This window comes from Dehalococcoidia bacterium (assembly GCA_035528575.1).
GTDB lineage: Bacteria > Chloroflexota > Dehalococcoidia > E44-bin15 > E44-bin15 > DATKYK01.
Genome location: DATKYK010000020.1, coordinates 41768 through 59208, shown reverse-complemented (window position 1 = coordinate 59208; position 17441 = coordinate 41768). Strand labels below are relative to the sequence as shown.

The window sequence follows — 17441 nt, the reverse complement described above, 5'->3', positions numbered from 1 at the left end:
GCTTTTCTATCCCAAAATGAAGTCTCGATCCATCCAGGCGGGGGGCTAGCTCCTTCTGCTTCCTTGTGGCAAACTTCGCAGCCCCATACTATTCGTTTCACTGTTCACTCCTTTGCATGAGAATATGAGAATAAAACTATATATATCTGTATATATACATATTTTTTCGGCATTTTCTAATATTCTCATAATTGGTCATCCTGATAGCCAATCTCCTTAGCTATCTCCTTCAACTGTTCAGCCGTCGTGATTAGTTTTGTATTGCCACCTATAGTCCTAAAATCATCCTTATGAAAACCGAGTTTCCGCAGTGTTGTACCTACAGTTTTCCCCTTGACCCAAGGGAATTCTTCTTTGACAATTTCGGTAACATCTTTCAGAGGCAGTGGGTCTTTTACCATCAGCATTCCTGTGTTCTTATTGAAGGCTCCAATGACAGCCTTAAAAACCGTCATTTCTAGCTCGTACTGATTCCCATCGGCAAGGCGTTCATTGAAGTCAGCAACCTCATTCCATACCCATTGAAGCCATGAATCGTCTTTTAAATAGCTGGCAATCCTTATCAACGGTTCCCACGTATCCAACCCGCTACCTGTCGTCTCTGGCGAATGAAATTCAGATGGGATGGTGCCATAATCAAAGGCCGGTAGTGATAAGTTTTTCAATTGCGTCGCGTCTGGCTTTAGAAAGGTTCCCCTTTTCTGTTTCCTGATATTTACGACAATAGCCCTCCGCTCGGATGCCAAATCGTCAAGGCCGTGCCTGTCGTGTATGATAGTAGCTCCCGGTATGTATAATTTGCTTGTGACCCATCTTATAGCCCCTGCAGAGGTCGCCTTTTGCTGAGTGATTGAGAGAGCAGATGTAGCTGTGCTTGCTCTATTAATTAGATACCGCTCCAACTCTGTCCTATTCGGATACAAGTCGGCTTCCTCGATAAGAGCAGTCCGTTTCTTTGCCTTTTCTAACTCGTTTCTAAGCGTTGCGCTGGTCATTTTGTCGTAACATGCAATCCAATGTGGGCGATAACAAATACGCCCTAAAACTTTCATGAGCTCGGTTTTCCCTGATCCTGGTGGTGCTAATAGCTGTAGCGCAGGCATCCAATCTATGAGTGCTAGTTTGTGAGTTGCCATCGTGTAATATATACATGCTTTAGCCCACTTTTCGACCAGACCGCATACTTCGTTGATGAGTTTCACTAACTGTTCTACTGTCATATAATCCCCCTATTCAAAACTCCCCTTTATCACGTTCAGTTTTAACATTCCTATATACAATGTTACATCCTACACACTCTCCTTTTGATATATCTCCCTGGTTTCATTCAGGGCGCGCTTCATGTCTGACTTGACATACTCCTCAGCACTGCTCAACCTAGCCCATCCGAAATCGTACTGTAGCGTGGGTCCCGATACTCCTTTATAGGCCATGATAGTGGCTGCTGTGCTCCTCAGAGCGTGGGGGTAAACATGAGGTATCCCTGCATCTCTGCCTAGCTTCTGAACTATCTGCCATATCCTGGTTCTAGTTAAGCCTATTTCCTCATGGCCAGCTAAGAACTCATGCATGACTGGCAATAGCTTCGGGTGTATCAGTATGGTTCTAGCCCCCTTTTTTGTTTTTGGTTGCCATTTGCAGTTCCTTTTCTTCTTACACTCCTTACACTCGCAAGTCTGTCGGTTTGGAATGGTGATGGTTTCTTCTTCGGCGTTAAACCAAGCCCTCTGTAAATGCTTGAGTTCCGATACCCGCAGCCCAGCAAATATCAGACTGTAGATGATAAATTTGTCTCGGAGGCTAGAACAAACCAACAGAAGTTCGGTTACCTGTTGAGGGTCTAGGGCATCCTCTTTGCAGGACAAGCCTTTCGGTTTACCTGGCATGAGCTAGCTCCTTCGTAGGAAGCCGACCCATTATAGGAAAGTAGGTAGGTGTTTTAACCCTATTATTAAATGATGTATTGTTGCCTCAAAAAAACTGTTACCCATGGAGGGGAGCATGACAAGAGGCAGCATACGGGAGTACACCGAGGCAGTGCGAGGTCGCTACCTTGGCGCTGGCAAGAAGGAGAAGGGACGGATGCTAGACGAGTTCACCCAGGTCACGGGCTACCACCGTAAGGCAGCAGTCCGTTTGCTGCGTCGAGGCAACCTGCCGCGGTCGGTCAAGCGTCAGGGACGTCCTCGGCGTTATGGCCCTGAGGTAGCTGAGACGCTGAAGGCGGCCTGGGAAGCCACCGACCGCTTAGAGCCAGCCCAATGCAGAGCACTACTAATAGTGCAAGGCCTACCCAGAAAGCTATTTCGCGCCGCATAAGGATTTAGCCCCTCCCAAACTTATGTATTCCCGGCTTTGTCTTTTCCTCACCCCCCTACTCCCCCGTGTCCATCTCCTCGCCGCTGCCGGTCACGCCCAGCAGCGTCTGGTGCTTATAGCCGCGCTCCAGCCCCTCGACCAGCCGGTCCACCGCCTGCGGCTGGTCCCCGGTAGGCTTGAAATCAGATACGATCCTGAAGGGTGGCATGGCTATCTTACTATTTTAGACTGTAGGGTGGGTGCAGCGCAGCATAACCCACCTTTAGCACAATTCGATGGGTTGCACCCATCCTACTTTATCTTCAACTCTATTGATAGCTCAGGAGCTCAGGGCCAGACGCCCTGATAGCCATCCTCATTATTGTCAGCGCAGTCATTGCCCACACACGTTGAATAAACGTTCAATTCATCGTCTACCAGCCAGACGTAGTGGGCATTTGTATTACAGCTACAGGGTCCAGGCTCGCAGTTGTCATGGGTGGTATCGGCGCAGGATAGAAGCAGTGCCTCCAGGACTTCTGGCTCGAATGAGACGGTATCTACTATTTTACAGATGTCGATAATCTCGAACGTTCCCTTGTCTATAGTAACCGTTTCGCCCGTAGTTGGCGGATTGGCCGAATGCGCCTGGAGCGCGTAAGCGGGCACCGCTACCCCCATCGACTTTTTGATGTCCGTGTAGGATACTGAACCCTCATCCGTAAACGCACACATTCCAATGCTAAAGATTACAACCGCCACCACGATTATCCCCAATAGTGTGAGAGCCGCCTTTATAACCATTGTTTTATCGCCCTATCTAAAAACCGGTTATCCGCTTCACTCCTAACCCCTTATTCCCCCGTCTCCAACCCCTCGGCGATGCCGACGCGCTCTAGTTCCTCCACCAGCCTGTCCACCGCCTGGGGTTGGTCTCCGGTAGACTGAAAGTCAGAGACGATCTTGAAGGATGGCATGGTTAATCCCCAGCGATGAGTTTCTTAAAGTGGGGGTTATCCCTAATATTGTCGAAGTCGCTCTCGGTTGCAGCATCCTGCCGGCATTTCTCATCCAGCCCTATAGCTTTCTCTAAATAGGAAATGGCGTCTTTTGGTTTGTGCTTTAGTGAGAAGAAGCATGCCTTGTTGTAGACGACATCCGGGTAATCAGGTTTTATCTTGAGGGCTTGGTTAAAATCGGAGAGTGCCTCGTCATAGCGCGCCATTTTTGAGTAGGTGGCTCCTCTATTGTTAAGAGTGTCCGGGTGATCAGGTCTTAGCTGAAGGGCGCGATTATAGTCTACCAGGGCCTCCTCGTAGCGCTCCAGGTGACGGTAGATCATGCCCCGATTGTTGAGGGCCTCATGGTAATCAGGTCTTAAGTTGAGGGCCTGGTTCAAGTCTGCCAGGGCCTCATCGTAGCGCTTTAAGCTATAGTAGGTAACACCCCTGTTGTTAAGAGTGTCCGGGTGATCGGGTCTTAGCGCCAGGGCGCGATTATAGTCTGCTAGGGCCTCATCGTAGCGCTTTAAGCTATCGTAGGTTAAACCGCTGTTGTTCAGAGTGTCCGGGTGATCAGGTCTTAGCTGAAGGGAGCGATTATAGTCGGCCAGGGCCTCATCGTAGCGCTTTAAGCTATAGTAGGTAACACCCCTGTTGTTAAGAGTGTCCGGGTGATCGGGTCTTAGCGCCAGGCAGCGATTATAGTCGGCCAGGGCATCATCGTAGCGCTTTAAGCTACCGTAGGTTACACCCCTGTTGTAAAGAGTGTCCGGGTGATCAGGTCTTAGCGCCAGGGAGCGATTATAGTTTGCCAGGGCCTCATCGTAGCGCTTTAAGCTATCGTAGGCTACACCCCTGTTGCTAAGAGTGTCCGGGTGATCAGGTCTTAGCGCTAGGGAGCGATTATAGTCGGCCAGGGCCTCATCGTAGCGCTTTAAGCTACCGTAGGTTACACCCCTGTTGTTAAGAGTGTCCGGGTCATCAGGTCTTAGCGCCAGGGCGCGATTATAGTCTGCCAGGGACTCATCGTAGCGCTCCAGGTGACGGTAGATGATGCCCCGATTGTTGAGGGCCTCATGGTAATCAGGTCTTAAGTTAAGGGCCTGGTTCAAGTCTGCGAGAGCCGCCTCATAGCGCTCCAGGGCATAGTTTGCAGTGGCTGAAGCCATGAAATCATCCGCTGTGGGTGGGGGTGGCAGGAGGTCGAGGTGGGTAACTGCTTCAGTGAGTTTCGCCTTATTCTCAGGCTCCAGCACCCGTTCACCGTTGGCCACTAGGGCATCGTACGGAGGCAGGTCGCTTCGCTCAAGGGCTGATTTTAGCCTCGCCATATAGTAGCCTCTCTCCGCCGCATTCAGTTCTTCTAATCTATCCTCAAGGGCTTGTCTTTTCTCAGGGTTTGTCTCCTTAGCTAGTTGCTCGTCAAGTAGTTTCTTGAGGTTTTCCAACGAGACGCCTACATCTTCCACCGCTATCCTCTTTTCTGTTTGGAAACGGCGGTACAGCCTAAAGAGCCACCTAATCGGCGATGATAGGTATCCCCATATTGTTGCGACCGCTGTGATCAGGCCAAGACAGCTCACAGTCTTTATCTCCCCTTACTCCCCCGTCTCCATCTCCTCTGTGTCTATCTCATCGGGAATCTTTATTCGCTCAACCTTTAGAGGTACATAGTATACCCGCCCCGTTTCTATCAATTCCCGCAGCTTCTTCTCATCGTCGGTGTAGCGTGCTTTGCCCGATTTCACCTCGATGAAGTCCACCCCCTCGTCGTATTTGATTCCTACGAAGTCTATCGGAGACTCCAGGTAGAACAAGCGGTCATATTTAGTCATCTCCAGCGTGGCCAGCAGTTCGTGGAGCTTGCCGGTACGCTTGCTCAGGCTGCCGGTGATCGACTGCATCACGTCGCGGGGCAAATCTTTTAGAATATCCTGTATCTCTTTAACCGAGGTCTGCGAGGCCAGGGCGAAAAGGAGCTTCTGCTCCATGCTGGCGATGTCCGGAATCTCTACCCTGCGCGGCCTGAGCGCCAGCACCACGATGACTGCCAGCAGCGCCAGGACAACTATAGCGAAAATTACATAGACAACCGTATCCATAATACCCCCTTACTCCTCGCCCCAGACCCTGACCTCCCCCTCCCCTAAAGTATAGCATGTGCCGGCACCATCGCTTTCCCCCTTTTGCCCCGCTCTCCCGCCCAATGCCCTGAGCACCCGCCGGCTGGTGGCTGCCAGAATGCCAATATCGATAATCTTCTCGGCGATTTTGCCCAGAAATCCGGGCAACCGATAACGCCAGGAATACAGGCGAACGAAAAACTCGAAGCGCCTTCTCAAAGCCCTCAGTTGCTCCGCCGAGACGCTCTCCTGCTGAAGCACGCTGTCCTCATAATAGGTATCGATGTGTTTATCGGTCACAAAGCCTTCCCGCTTACATATCTCGTAGGCTTTTGTCCCCGGATAGGGGTAGAAGATGGAGACGTGCATCACCTTCGGTCTCACCCTGGCATTGAGCTTGATGGTGTCCAGAATCTGGGGCCTGGTCTCAAACGGCAGCCCGATCATATCGTAGCTCAGGGTCTGGATCCCCGCCTCATCGCAGCAGGCGAAGGCATTGATGATACGCTCTGTGCTCACAGGGCGGTCGAGAACCTTGCGGCGGATATGGTCGTTGCCGCTCTCCAGCCCGAAGCGCATCAGCGAGCACCCCGCCGACTTCGCCATCTGGGCAATCTCCCGGTCCATCAGGTTGGGGTGGCAGTTCATCTCGAAGGGCAGCTTTATCCTTCTCCGATATTCCGTGACGAAATCGGCGAACCACTCTTTCTTCATCGGCAGTAGGTCGTCGTGGAAGACGTTGTACTCGACCTGGGGGAAGTTCCTGATCACCATCTCCACCTCTTCCACAATGCTTTCAACGCTGCGGAACCTGATATACATGTCGCCACCGTATAACTGCTTGATGGCATGATTGCAGCAGTAGGCGCAGTTATAGGGGCAGCCGCGGGAAGCCATGAAGACGCCCCGCTTCATGAACTGAAGGTCAAAGCTATCCTTATACGGGAAGACCTCCCGATCGAGGAAGGGTAAGGCATCTAAGTCGGCAATGAGCGGCCGCAGCGGGTTTTTATGAATCTCTTCGCCTTGTTTAACCCATAGATTAGGGATGTTCGAAATGTTCGAAAAATCCTTTCCCTCTTCCAGCCCCTGGCACAGGTCGAAAAGTGGCTCTTCCCCCTCTCCGCGGCAGACTACATCGATGCCCTCAACGGCGATCACTTCATCGGGGCACAGGGTGGCATGGACGCCGCCACAAATGGTCAGCGCATCGGAGTGACGCTTGGTGAGCAAGGCCAGCGGGGCGACATGGGGGAACGCGTTCGTCATTACAGAGAAGGCCACCACATCGGGGCGATTCTTTTCCAGGAAGTCGATATATTCCTCCTCAGCCACATCGCCCATGAGGTGAAAGAACTGGCATTCATGCCCCCCCTGTCTCAGAGAGGCAATTAAAGAGGCGATCCCCACATGGAAGGGCCCCATAACCTGGTAGCTGGGGTCGATGTAAACGAAGGCGATTCTCATATGAGTCCTCCTTAAACTAGACCCTCCGCCCATACACCATAAACTCGAAGGCGAAACGCTTAAATAGCCAGGGCATCGCCTTCCCAAAGCGCTCCCATAAGCGAGCGAGGGGTGCCGGCGTCCCCGGAGGGGCGTGGGTAAGGGTTGCGAGTTGAAATCGGGAAATACCCTCTTTGGCGAGGATGCTCATCACCTCGCCGGCTGAGATGGCATCCTCATAGGGTGTGGGGTACCCCAATCCAGCGGGCAGGAGAAATCTGGGCAGGCGGGAGAGCATGTATTTGCTCGGCTCGGCAACGATGATATGCCCCCCCCGCTTGACCACCCTGGCCATAGATCGGAGTGGCTCGGCTACAGGGTGGGAGTGATGAATGGAGCCCTTGGAGAAGACCACATCGAAGGCCTCGGCTCGGAAGGGGAGCCGGCGGATGTCGCCACAGACGCAGTTCTCTGCCCCGGCCGCCATGAGATCCTCCAGCGAATCGCTCACCACATCCAGGTTAACCATGAAGGCTCCCGCTTGCTCCAGTGGTAGCGACACCAGGCGGTCGTTCCCGCTACCAACATAGAGCAGGCGCTTGCCATGAACCCCACCAGCCCTTTCCTGGAGAAATCGGCACAGCCTGCGGGCCCCCTTTTCCGCATATTGAACGAATATCTCAGCCGCTCTGGAGTCGCTGTAGATTACCGCTTTCCCCCAGTTATAGAGGTGGTGCTCCCACATGAAGCGGTCGAGCTCCGGGCTGCCCCGGTTTTTAAGGTCCTCTCCCCGGAGCATCGCCGCCATCAGCCTCTCCAGGTAGTCTTTTTTTTGCCGGAGTGTTGCGGCGAGGTGGGCTGGCAACATGTGAGGGATGCCGTTAATGATGGGATAGCGGGAGGCACAGGAGGAGCAAGCAAGCGTATCCCCGGGGAGGAGCGCCAGTTCTGCCTCCCCGCACTCCGGGCAGGCCAAAAGCTCAAGCAGGTTACGATTCATTGTATCAACGAGAGGCGAAGTACTGCAATGCCCGCTTTATCTTCTCTTCGACGGAGAGCTCTGCGGAATCGGGCAGTGACGCGAGGGCGGAGGCGGCTTCGGAAGCACTGTAGCCCAGGCTGGTTAGCGCCGCAACCACCTCGGCATCTCCTTCAGCCGGAGCGCTTACCATGATGCCCTCCAGCTTCCCCTTAAGCTCCAGCGCCAGGCGACCGGCCATCTTGTTGCCTACCCCGGGCACACTGGATAGGAGATCGACGTTTCCGGTGGCGATCGCGAGGGCCAGATGGCCGGGTTCCATCGCCGAAAGTATTGCCAGGGCCACCTTGGGTCCCACCCCGCGTACGCCGATGAGGGTGCGGAAGAGATCGAGCTCTTCCGCAGTGTCAAAGCCATAGAGGGTTATATTGTCCTCCCTGAGGTAGAGATGGGTATGGAGATTGACCGTCTCACCGATGGCTCCGAGCTTGCTGAGTGTGGAGGAGGGCATATAAACCTGAAGGCTCACCCCGCCCACCTTGATAATCGCCCCATTGGTGCTCCGGGACTGGAGTTTTCCCTCAAGACCAGCGATCATATTCCCTGCTCTGCCAGTATCCTCGAGATGCGTCTCTCCTGGATGTGGCATATCGCCACTGCCAGGGCATCGGCAGCGTCGGAGGGCTCGGGGGGGGAGGAAAGCCCCAGCAGGATGCATACCATCTCCTGCACCTGCCCCTTCCCGCTGTGCCCGTAGCTGGTTACCGCCTGCTTTACCTGGGTGGGGGTGTAGTGGTGAGTTGGGATCCCCTTCTCGGTTACCGCCACCGTTGCTACCCCTATCGCCTGCCCCACTGCCAGGGCGGAGCGCGCGTTCTTGGCCACGAAGGGCTCTTCTATGGCAGCCTCCTCTGGCTGATAGCGGGCGATGATGTCGCGAAGCCCCAGGAATAAGGCATAAAGACGCTCCGCCAGTGGCGTGTTAGGGGGAGCGGTCAAAGCACCACAGGCCACCTGAGTGATTTGCCCCGCTTCCTCATCTACCAGACCATAGCCCAGGCTTATGGTGCCGGGATCGATGCCTAATACTCGCATTCTCATTCTAACGGTTCTGTTATAGAAAGCCGACCTGTAATTTCAAAGCAATTGCTCAAGAAGTCGTTTGCGGGCGAATCTATCCCTGACTGCGATACTTCTCCAGGGCCTCATCGGGGAAGTCAGCGTTGGTGAACACCCGCTGAACGTCATCCAGCTCCTCAAGCCTGTCCAGGAGTCTAAGCGCCTGAAGTGCCGCCTTTTCATCGAGCATCACCACACTGGTGGGCACCATCAATACCTCGGCGGAGACTATATCCAGTTCTCGCTCTTCAAGGGCCTTTCTGATCCCCTCCAGATCCTCGGGCTTGGTGTGCACCTCCAGTGACCCGTCGATGTGCTTAATATCCTCCGCTCCAGAATCAATGATGTATAAGGTCAGCTCCTCTTCCTCTGCGTCCCCCGCCGTCAGCGTAATCACCCCTTTGGGCTGGAAAATCCAGGTGACACAACCGCTTTCCCCCATGCTACCGCCCCATCTAGAGAACACGTTGCGTATCTCCGCTGTGGTGCGGTTGCGATTATCGCTGAGCGTCTCAATTAGGATGGCGACGCCCCCAGGGCCATAGCCTTCATAGTTGGCCTCAATGAAGTTTGCCCCTTCGGTTCCACCCGAGCTTCGCTTGATGGCCCGCTCAATATTATCCGTTGGCATATTGCTATCGCGGGCTTTCTGGACGGCCAGGCGAAGGCGGAAGTTCATCTCCGGGCTATCGCCACCCTGGCGCACCGCAGCCGCAATCTCCTTGCTCAGCTTGGTAAAAAGCTGACCTCGCCTGGAGTCTGTTATCCCCTTCTGGCGCTTGATCTGGGACCACTTGGAATGACCTGACATTTGCCTCTCCCAACTAATTATTTATTGCTACCAAATTCTATCACCTCGCTTGCTTCAGGTCAAAAGGTTTATAATGGCGTAAAATTCTTTTATGGATTGTCATTGCCACGAAGATGGAGCGACAGTGTCTGTCACTACTAAGAAAATAGAGCCCTGATATGTTTGGATGAACTCTACGCCCATGTCATTCCCGCGAAGGCGGGAATCCAGACCGATCGGTCTCCGGGTTCCTGCTTCCATAGTACTGGCAGAAAAAGCCGGCGTAGACGCGCAACATTTTCATAACTCGGTGTTACCGCTGGCAAGAGGCATGTTTGATTGTGATGAAGAAGATTTCTGTTCGCCAGGTCTTTGCCGGAAAAGTCAGCCGGCTGAGGTTTCTGGGCAGCCTTGTGGTGGCACTGCTTTTCCTGCTGGCGATTTTTATCACACTGGGCAGCTTCACGGTGGAGGGTCATTCCATGGAGCCTACCATTTATGATGGCCAGGGCGTGATGAAAGTAAGGGTGGCCTACTGGTTCGCAGACCCACAGCGGGGGGATGTAATCACATGTGAGCATCCCCAGGAGCATAGGGGGCTCATAAAACGGGTAATAGCCTTGCCCGGCGAGTGGGTGCAGGTCACCACGGACTATGTATATATTAACGGCGAGCCGCTGGAGGAGCCCTATATAGAGGGTGTAAACCATCCTATATACCCCCGCACTAAAGTGCCTGAAAACAGCTACTTTGTTATGGGGGACAACCGCAGCCACAGCACCGATTCCCGCGGGTGGGGAATGCTGCCGCGGGAGAACGTTACCGGCAGGGCATGGCTTGTCTACTGGCCACTGAGCGATTGGCACCTCATTAGAGGTGTCTCTTATGACCGGGATTAAAGCTGGGGCTGCGCCATTAAGAGGTGTTGACCTAGCTTTGGAGGCAGGCTATAATTATTGAGGACTTATAGATATCGGAAGGTGGTGTTAAATTGGCGAACGAAGTGGGCAAGAGATACTTCTGTGAGAAGTGCGGCACAGAATTCATTGTTACCAAGGCGGGCCAAGGCAAGCTAACTTGCTGCGGTCAGCCAATGACCCTAAAGAAGTAGGTATGTAGAAAAAGGAGGAATGGCCAGTGGCAAATCAACTGGGTAAGCGGTTTAAATGCTCGGTATGCCAGACAGAGGTATTGTGTGTAAAGGCTGGCGACGGTTCGGTCATTTGTTGCGATAAGGAAATGGAGATCCAGGAGCCCAGGCCGCTGCCCTCTTCGGACTAGGGACAGCGACCGACGGTAGATATATAACACTGTTTTTAAAAAGGCACCTTGCTTTTATGGTGAGGTGTCTTTTTTGACGCTTTTACAATTTCCACGAGAATAATATTTCGCGCAATACGTTGGCTAACTTATCTTTTTCATCTTCAGTGTTGCCGCTGGCAATAGGAATGCTGGGTTGTAAAAAGGTATCAAAAGCGACTTGACTAAACGCAATCGAATCACTAAACTACGGGCACACCGCTTGAAAAGGGGGATTCTCAGCATGGATTGGGGAATGAAAAACCGCATGGCGCAGCTTATCCAATCGGACGGCCGCTGTCTTTTTATGCCCATCGATCATGGGTATTTCCAGGGGCCTACCCGAAAATTGGAGAAACCGAGCGATACTCTAAAGCCACTCCTCCCTTACTGCGACGCCGTTTTTGTTACCAGGGGTGTATTGCGCTCATCGATAGAGCCCGATAGCGCTAAGCCGGTCATCCTCAGGGTTTCCGGAGGCACCAGCATGGTGGGAAAAGACCTGGCCAATGAAGGTATCACGACCTCCATGGAGGAGGCTATTCGGCTTAATGTGGCTGCTGTAGGCATCTCCATCTTTGTCGGCAGTGACTATGAGCGTGAATCGCTACTGAACCTGTCCAAGCTGGTCGACGAGGGAGAGAAGTACGGCATTCCGGTGATGGCGGTTACCGCTGTGGGCAAAGAGCTGGAGAAGCGAGACGCCCGCTACCTTGCTCTGTGCAGTCGCATCGCCGCCGAGCTGGGCGCACGTGTGGTAAAAACCTACTGGTGTGAGGGCTTTGAGAAGATTACCGCGGGTTGTCCCGTTCCGGTGGTTATAGCTGGCGGTCCCCAGGTGGATACGGAGCGTGAGGTGTTCGACTTTGTCCACGACGGCATTCAGAGGGGGGCGGTGGGGGTGAACCTGGGCAGGAACGTATGGCAGAACGACTATCCGGTGGCAATGATCCGTGCGCTGCGCGCCATCATTCACGAAAATGCCACCCCGGAAGAGGCCCAAGGAATATACGATAGTGTAAAGAGTGGAAAACAAGAGTAGCAGCTGGATCAGGCCAATGCTTGATTCGTCTTGGAAGCTATTGGGCAATATTGATACAACAAAAAAAATGAACAGAAAACCACCAGCGAGCGTATGCAAGACGTTGCGGCAAGAAGTGAATTATGGTTGCCCCGTCCCCGGTTGCGGCAGCCCGTTCTTGACATGGCATCACTTTGATCCGCCTTGGAGAGAGTATCAGCATCATAATCCCGAAGGTATGATAGCGCTATGCGCCAACCATGCCCAGAAGGCCGATTCTGGCGTCTATACCAAAGAACAGTCAAAACGGTGCTAGCTGCTATTGTCAGTTGCAAATAGGAGGATATTTGATGCGACCTGGGTTTCTTAGCTTCCCCGATGGCTTTATCTGGGGGGCAGCCACATCGGCGTACCAGATAGAGGGTGCATGGAACGATGATGGTAAGGGCGAATCGATCTGGGATCGCTTCTCCCACACCCATGGCACCATTGAAGATGGCAGCACCGGCGATGTGGCCTGTGACCACTACCACCGCTGGCGCGAGGACATCGCCCTGATGAAGGAACTTGGCCTTGAGGCATATCGCTTCTCCGTGTCCTGGCCCCGCATACTTCCCGCCGGACGGGGGAAAGTGAATCAGGCCGGGATTGATTTCTACAGCCGCCTGGTTGATGGGCTGCTGGAGGCAGGAATCCAGCCTTTTCCCACCCTGTATCACTGGGACCTGCCGCAGGGCCTGCAAGAGGGGGGTGGATGGGCGGCACGTTCGACTGCCGAAGCCTTCGTGGAGTATGCCGATGTCCTGAGCCGCCACCTGGGGGACCGGGTGAACCACTGGATTACCCACAACGAGCCGTTTTCGGTTGCGGTTATGGGATATCAAAAAGGCGAACATGCACCGGGGCTAACAAATACCGCAGCTTCACTCAAGGTCATTCACCATCTGCTGCTCTCCCACGGTTGGGCAGTGCCGGTGCTGCGCCGCAACAGCCCCGATGCAGAGGTTGGTATCACCCTCTTCTTCATTCCCATTGTGATTGCCTCATCTGCTGCTGCCACCTTTCATATCGCCCGTCAATTAGACGGCCACTCAAACCGCTGGTATCTGGATCCGCTTTATGGGCGCCACTATCCCGCTGACCTCGTGGCCGATCACATCGCCGCCGGCAATTTACCTCCCGAGGGCTTGACCTTTGTCCAGCCAGGCGACCTGGATGCCATCGCCGCCCCCACCGATTTCCTGGGGGTCAACTATTATACCGCTATAGTGCTGCAAGAGGAGGGAGGAAATCAGTCTCCGGTCTCCCCGGAGCCCGATGTGGAGTGCACCGAGATGGGCTTGCCGGTCAACCCCGATGGCCTCTACCGGTTGCTGAACCGGTTGTATTTTGAGTATCAGCCGGGAAAGCTTTATATTACCGAGAACGGTGCAAGCTATTCGGATGGTCCCGATGGCGACGGACGGATACGGGATCAGCGGCGCTTGAGCTATCTGCGCGAGCATTTTATGGCTGCCCACCGTGCCATTGAGTGCGGCGTTCCCCTGGCGGGCTATTTTGTCTGGTCGCTCATTGACAATTTCGAGTGGAACAGGGGCTACGCGCAGCGCTTTGGCATTGTCTGGGTGGACTACCAGACCCAGCGGCGCATTCCTAAAGATAGCGCGCTCTGGTACAAGCAGGTCATTGCTGATAATGGACTGGTGAAACCAACCTGATCGGGCTGAAAAACAGGGTTCAGATTTGCCGTCGGTGAGGTGTAGTTGCATGAAATCAGCGTATTAGCCTGTAAAGAAAGGGGGATAACCATGGCGAAATTAGATACATTTGTCGAACTCGATGCCACCGCCCAGGCCGAGCTGGTGCGGCGAAGGGAGGTCAAGCCCATCGAGCTGGTGGACGCTGCTATAGAGCGGATCGAGCGCTTGAACCCAACCCTCAATGCGGTGGTGACGCCGATGTTTGAGGAGGCGCGCGCCGCTGCCAGCGGCGAGCTACCCGATGCACCCTTTGCCGGCGTGCCCTACCTGCTCAAGGACATATTTGCTCCTTACGCCGGGGTGCCGATGACGTCGGGGTCAACCTTCCTGCGCGACTACGTGCCCGATCACGACAGTGAATTTGTGGCACGGCTGAAGCGCGCCGGACTCATTATTTTGGGGAAGACCAACCTGCCGGAGTTTGGCCTCGTCCCGACCACCGAGCCGCGTCTCTTCGGACCCAGCCGCAATCCCTGGAATACCGACTACACCACGGGCGGCTCCAGCGGGGGCTCTGCCGCCGCGGTGGCCGCCGGATTGGTTCCCGCGGCGCATGGCAACGACGGCGGCGGATCGATACGTATTCCGGCTTCGTGCTGCGGACTCTTCGGGCTGAAGCCAACCCGGGCGCGCAACCCCTCCGGCCCCGATTACGGCGATATCCTCGGTGGGCTTACCATCGATCACGCCCTCACCCGCTCGGTGCGGGACAGTGCTGCCCTGCTTGATGCCACCTCTGGCCCCGATATCGGCGACCCGTACTGGGCCCCGCCGCCGGCGCGCCCGTTCCTTAAGGAGGTGGGCGCCGACCACGGGCGGCTGCGCATCGCCTTTAACACCGAGGCCTTCACCGGTGGAGCGGTGCATGCCGACTGCGTCAGCGCGGTGCGCGAGGCAGCGGCGCTGTGTGCTGATCTCGGTCACGAGGTGGTGGAGGCGTCCCCGGCTATAGTCGGTGAGATGGTGATTCAGCCGTTCATCACCGTGTGGGAGGCAGGTGCCGCCATGGCCGTGGATGGCTACGCCTTTCTGACCGGCCGTACCGCCACCCCGGATCAGTTCGAACCTCTCACCTGGGCCCTGTGCGAGAGGGGTCGCCAGACTAGCGCACCGGCCTATCTCATCGCCGTGACGTTGCTCCAGAGAGTGACCCGTGACATCGGTCATTTCTTGGTCGACTATGATGTTTGGCTCACCCCGACGCTGGCCGAGCCGCCGGTGCCACTGGGCACCTTCGACTCTCCGCCGGATAATCCAATGAAGGGTTTCGACCGTGCTGTGGTGTTCTGTCCATTCACGCCGCTCTGCAACTTCACCGGGCAGCCTGCTATGTCGGTGCCCCTGTACTGGAATGCCGAGGGGCTACCGGTGGGCACTCACTTCATCGGGCGCTTCGGGGATGAGGCGACCCTGTTCCGCCTTGCCGCGCAGCTAGAGGAGGCGCGTCCCTGGGCCGGACGCCGGCCACCGGTATCGGCATAGGTTTAGCGAGCCGGCAGCGTTCGAGATAGCAGAGGGAAATGCAAAAGGAACGAGTACGTTAGGGCGCAATAAATCGATTCCATCCTACTGCCGCAGGGGTACCATAAGTACAGCTTGAAGGTTGGCAAACGAGAGCAACAGCTGGATCGGGCGAACCCTGACTTTGCCTACATGGCTGTTATCCGAAATCGCCGCAGCAAGTCTGTTTAACGTGGATAAACGTGATAGCTTGGATTAATTTTGTCTCATTACTCCTTGCGGCTTTACTTTTCTTGTATTTCTATGTGAAGAGTGTAAGCCCTGCTGCATTAGAAAAGAAGATCGGTGAGGTTGCTTACGCTAAATGTACGCAGTACAGGATAATAGCTTCGGCCTTTGAGATAATCGCTGCTGCCAACTATATAGTATATTTCTTTTATCCCCTGCCACTCCAACTCCTCGAGACCTTTCCATGGGATTGGTGGATTTCAGTAATCATAGCGATTGCAATTGCCATTCCCGGCGGTTATCTGTGGTGGCGCGGAACAAAGGATGCCGGTAAGGAAACGATGGAGCCGAGAAAAGAGCACACGCTCTACGGAGGTATTTATCGGAAGGTTCGGCACCCTCAGGCGACCGGCGAGGTTACGTACTGGTGGGTAATTGCATTCGTATTGAACTCCCCATTCCTGGTGCTATTCTCGTTCATCTGGTTACCAATCTTCTATGTGCTGTGCCGGGCGGAGGAAAAAGATCTCGTTATTCGCTATGGAGAGCAGTATATGGAGTATAAGAGAAATACGGGCTTTCTCATACCCAGGAGAAATACAAATTGACATAATTCATTGTCTTAGAGGAAACGATGGTGATATATTATGAGGCCGCTGAAAAAGAGGTGCAGGATACTTCCTGCCGGGGGTCTGGGGGTGTCCCCCAGCTTTAAAAAATCCCCCAAGATTGGGGGATTAGGGGGTTGATTGAGATTATTTCAGCATTCTCTTTATTAAAGCTTATTTATGATGTTTGACTAAATGACGCCGGCATTTCGTAAACGGCGAAAATGCTAGGTGGAATGGAGAAATAACCATGCGTGTCGCAATTTATTACAATAACCATGATGTGCGGGTGGAGGAGATGCCCGTACCACAGATTGGCCCCGGCGAGCTTCTGGTGCGAGTGGAAGCTTGCGGCATCTGTGGCAGCGATGTGATGGAATGGGATCGTGTCCCCAGGGCTCCCCTGGTTCTGGGCCATGAGATCGCTGGCGTTGTTGTCGATGTGGGGGAGGGGGTGGGGGTAGAGAGCTCGAGAAAGGGTGTGGGGGAGTTTGAAAAAGGAGAGCGGGTAACTGCAGCCCATCATGTCCCCTGCAATACCTGTCGTTATTGCCTGAGCGGCCATCACACCGTCTGCGAAACGTTGCGACGTACGCATTTCGACCCAGGTGGCTTCGCCGAGTTCCTGCGGCTGCCCGCAATCAATGTGGACCGCGGGGTATTTCGCTTGCCCGATGAGGTATCCTTCGAGGAGGCGTGCTTTACCGAGCCGCTGGCCTGCGTGCTGCGCGGGCAAAGGATAGCGCGCCTCCAGCCGGGACAGAGCGTGCTCGTCATCGGGAGCGGCATTGCCGGGCTGATTCATGTTCAACTGGCGGTTAAGCTGGGGGCATCTCGTGTTGTAGCCACCGACATAACGCCATATCGACTGGAGGCGGCGAAGCGGTTTGGGGCCGATGCAACCATCCATGCGGAGGAGGATGTACCGGCTCGCCTTCGCCAGCTAAACGACGGTCGCCTTGCTGACCTGGTGGTGGTATGCACCGGAGCGCCATCTGCCCTGGCTCAGGCGCTAAATTCAGTGGAGCGCGGGGGCACAGTTCTCTTTTTCGCGGCGACAGAGCCCTCTGTAACCCTACCCGTACCGGTGACGAAGCTCTTCTACAAGAACGATATAACGCTTACCACATCCTATGCCGGCAGCCCCGCCGATTATGCAACGGCGCTGGAACTGATCCGCAGTCGCAGGGTGCGCTTTGGCGAGATGATAACCCACCGCCTGAGCCTGGCGGAGACGGTACTGGGCTTTCAGCTCGTGACTGCCGCCCAGGAGTCCATGAAGGTCATCATCGAGCCCCAGCGTTAGTG

General features: G+C 54.6%; 21 protein-coding genes. 9 read left to right on the top strand and 12 right to left on the bottom strand.

The genetic code is table 11. The features are described 5' to 3' along the window. Nucleotides 1-185: 185 nt before the first annotated feature. A complete protein-coding gene (locus VMX96_03900; protein HUU63047.1) occupies nt 186-1220 on the bottom strand; it encodes a hypothetical protein in 1035 nt (344 codons plus the stop codon). A 69-nt stretch (nt 1221-1289) separates the two neighbouring features. Next, complete coding sequence (locus tag VMX96_03895; protein ID HUU63046.1) at nt 1290-1886, bottom strand: site-specific integrase; 597 nt, start codon at nt 1884-1886, stop codon at nt 1290-1292. Between the two features lie 115 nt (nt 1887-2001). Here VMX96_03895 and VMX96_03890 point away from each other — a divergent pair, with 115 nt between their 5' ends. Beyond that, nucleotides 2002-2319, top strand: a complete 318-nt coding sequence (locus VMX96_03890) for a hypothetical protein (protein ID HUU63045.1) — start codon at nt 2002-2004, stop codon at nt 2317-2319. Between the two features lie 55 nt (nt 2320-2374). On the opposite strand, the gene VMX96_03885 is transcribed toward VMX96_03890, so the two are convergent. The 10 genes from VMX96_03885 to VMX96_03840 all read right to left on the bottom strand — a co-directional run bounded on the left by VMX96_03885 (nt 2375) and on the right by VMX96_03840 (nt 9777). After that, a complete protein-coding gene (locus VMX96_03885) occupies nt 2375-2527 on the bottom strand; it encodes a hypothetical protein (protein ID HUU63044.1) in 153 nt (50 codons plus the stop codon). Between the two features lie 119 nt (nt 2528-2646). Next, nucleotides 2647-3102, bottom strand: a complete 456-nt coding sequence (locus VMX96_03880) for a hypothetical protein (GenBank protein HUU63043.1) — start codon at nt 3100-3102, stop codon at nt 2647-2649. Between the two features lie 50 nt (nt 3103-3152). Beyond that, nucleotides 3153-3275 (bottom strand): hypothetical protein, encoded by a 123-nt coding sequence (locus VMX96_03875; GenBank protein HUU63042.1) that lies wholly within the window; start codon nt 3273-3275, stop codon nt 3153-3155. 2 nt (nt 3276-3277) lie between these two features. Further along, on the bottom strand, nt 3278-4768 hold the full coding sequence (locus tag VMX96_03870; GenBank protein ID HUU63041.1) for a tetratricopeptide repeat protein: 1491 nt from the start codon (nt 4766-4768) through the stop codon (nt 3278-3280). Nucleotides 4769-4897: 129 nt separating this feature from the next. Further along, nucleotides 4898-5401, bottom strand: a complete 504-nt coding sequence (locus VMX96_03865; protein HUU63040.1) for a Holliday junction resolvase-like protein — start codon at nt 5399-5401, stop codon at nt 4898-4900. A 9-nt stretch (nt 5402-5410) separates the two neighbouring features. Further along, nucleotides 5411-6889 carry a radical SAM protein gene (locus tag VMX96_03860; GenBank protein ID HUU63039.1) on the bottom strand — a complete coding sequence of 493 codons (1479 nt, stop codon included), beginning with the start codon at nt 6887-6889 and terminating at the stop codon, nt 5411-5413. A gap of 16 nt (nt 6890-6905) precedes the next feature. Further along, the gene (locus VMX96_03855; protein ID HUU63038.1) at nt 6906-7868 is read right to left on the bottom strand and encodes a methyltransferase domain-containing protein; all 963 of its coding nucleotides are present in this window, start codon (nt 7866-7868) and stop codon (nt 6906-6908) included. 4 nt (nt 7869-7872) lie between these two features. Beyond that, entirely contained in the window at nt 7873-8445 is a 573-nt protein-coding gene (gene ruvA, locus VMX96_03850) for a Holliday junction branch migration protein RuvA (GenBank protein HUU63037.1), read from the bottom strand. Further along, complete coding sequence (ruvC, locus tag VMX96_03845; protein ID HUU63036.1) at nt 8442-8942, bottom strand: crossover junction endodeoxyribonuclease RuvC; 501 nt, start codon at nt 8940-8942, stop codon at nt 8442-8444. The genes ruvA and ruvC overlap by 4 nt, the downstream gene beginning before the upstream one ends. A gap of 79 nt (nt 8943-9021) precedes the next feature. Beyond that, entirely contained in the window at nt 9022-9777 is a 756-nt protein-coding gene (locus tag VMX96_03840) for a YebC/PmpR family DNA-binding transcriptional regulator (protein ID HUU63035.1), read from the bottom strand. A 323-nt stretch (nt 9778-10100) separates the two neighbouring features. Here VMX96_03840 and lepB point away from each other — a divergent pair, with 323 nt between their 5' ends. From lepB to VMX96_03800, 8 genes are all read left to right on the top strand, one after another. Then, entirely contained in the window at nt 10101-10655 is a 555-nt protein-coding gene (gene lepB, locus VMX96_03835) for a signal peptidase I (GenBank protein HUU63034.1), read from the top strand. A gap of 92 nt (nt 10656-10747) precedes the next feature. Beyond that, complete coding sequence (locus tag VMX96_03830) at nt 10748-10867, top strand: hypothetical protein (protein ID HUU63033.1); 120 nt, start codon at nt 10748-10750, stop codon at nt 10865-10867. A gap of 26 nt (nt 10868-10893) precedes the next feature. Further along, nucleotides 10894-11037 (top strand): desulfoferrodoxin, encoded by a 144-nt coding sequence (locus VMX96_03825; protein HUU63032.1) that lies wholly within the window; start codon nt 10894-10896, stop codon nt 11035-11037. 199 nt (nt 11038-11236) lie between these two features. Then, complete coding sequence (gene lsrF, locus VMX96_03820) at nt 11237-12097, top strand: 3-hydroxy-5-phosphonooxypentane-2,4-dione thiolase (GenBank protein ID HUU63031.1); 861 nt, start codon at nt 11237-11239, stop codon at nt 12095-12097. A gap of 329 nt (nt 12098-12426) precedes the next feature. Continuing rightward, the gene (locus tag VMX96_03815; protein HUU63030.1) at nt 12427-13794 is read left to right on the top strand and encodes a GH1 family beta-glucosidase; all 1368 of its coding nucleotides are present in this window, start codon (nt 12427-12429) and stop codon (nt 13792-13794) included. Nucleotides 13795-13884: 90 nt separating this feature from the next. Continuing rightward, nucleotides 13885-15318: an amidase gene (locus VMX96_03810; protein HUU63029.1), complete on the top strand. Its 1434-nt coding sequence runs from the start codon at nt 13885-13887 to the stop codon at nt 15316-15318. 221 nt (nt 15319-15539) lie between these two features. Further along, a complete protein-coding gene (locus VMX96_03805) occupies nt 15540-16133 on the top strand; it encodes a methyltransferase (protein HUU63028.1) in 594 nt (197 codons plus the stop codon). A 250-nt stretch (nt 16134-16383) separates the two neighbouring features. Beyond that, nucleotides 16384-17439 carry a zinc-dependent dehydrogenase gene (locus tag VMX96_03800; GenBank protein ID HUU63027.1) on the top strand — a complete coding sequence of 352 codons (1056 nt, stop codon included), beginning with the start codon at nt 16384-16386 and terminating at the stop codon, nt 17437-17439. Nucleotides 17440-17441 lie beyond the last annotated feature (2 nt).

Coding starts and splice junctions, on each gene's coding strand:
- VMX96_03900 (HUU63047.1), bottom strand. CDS start 1,220: ATGACAGTAGAACAGTTAGTGAAACTCATCAACGAAGTATGCGGTCTG.
- VMX96_03895 (HUU63046.1), bottom strand. CDS start 1,886: ATGCCAGGTAAACCGAAAGGCTTGTCCTGCAAAGAGGATGCCCTAGAC.
- VMX96_03890 (HUU63045.1), top strand. CDS start 2,002: ATGACAAGAGGCAGCATACGGGAGTACACCGAGGCAGTGCGAGGTCGC.
- VMX96_03885 (HUU63044.1), bottom strand. CDS start 2,527: ATGCCACCCTTCAGGATCGTATCTGATTTCAAGCCTACCGGGGACCAG.
- VMX96_03880 (HUU63043.1), bottom strand. CDS start 3,102: ATGGTTATAAAGGCGGCTCTCACACTATTGGGGATAATCGTGGTGGCG.
- VMX96_03875 (HUU63042.1), bottom strand. CDS start 3,275: ATGCCATCCTTCAAGATCGTCTCTGACTTTCAGTCTACCGGAGACCAA.
- VMX96_03865 (HUU63040.1), bottom strand. CDS start 5,401: ATGGATACGGTTGTCTATGTAATTTTCGCTATAGTTGTCCTGGCGCTG.
- VMX96_03860 (HUU63039.1), bottom strand. CDS start 6,889: ATGAGAATCGCCTTCGTTTACATCGACCCCAGCTACCAGGTTATGGGG.
- VMX96_03855 (HUU63038.1), bottom strand. CDS start 7,868: ATGAATCGTAACCTGCTTGAGCTTTTGGCCTGCCCGGAGTGCGGGGAG.
- ruvA (HUU63037.1), bottom strand. CDS start 8,445: ATGATCGCTGGTCTTGAGGGAAAACTCCAGTCCCGGAGCACCAATGGG.
- ruvC (HUU63036.1), bottom strand. CDS start 8,942: ATGCGAGTATTAGGCATCGATCCCGGCACCATAAGCCTGGGCTATGGT.
- VMX96_03840 (HUU63035.1), bottom strand. CDS start 9,777: ATGTCAGGTCATTCCAAGTGGTCCCAGATCAAGCGCCAGAAGGGGATA.
- lepB (HUU63034.1), top strand. CDS start 10,101: ATGAAGAAGATTTCTGTTCGCCAGGTCTTTGCCGGAAAAGTCAGCCGG.
- VMX96_03815 (HUU63030.1), top strand. CDS start 12,427: ATGCGACCTGGGTTTCTTAGCTTCCCCGATGGCTTTATCTGGGGGGCA.
- VMX96_03810 (HUU63029.1), top strand. CDS start 13,885: ATGGCGAAATTAGATACATTTGTCGAACTCGATGCCACCGCCCAGGCC.
- VMX96_03800 (HUU63027.1), top strand. CDS start 16,384: ATGCGTGTCGCAATTTATTACAATAACCATGATGTGCGGGTGGAGGAG.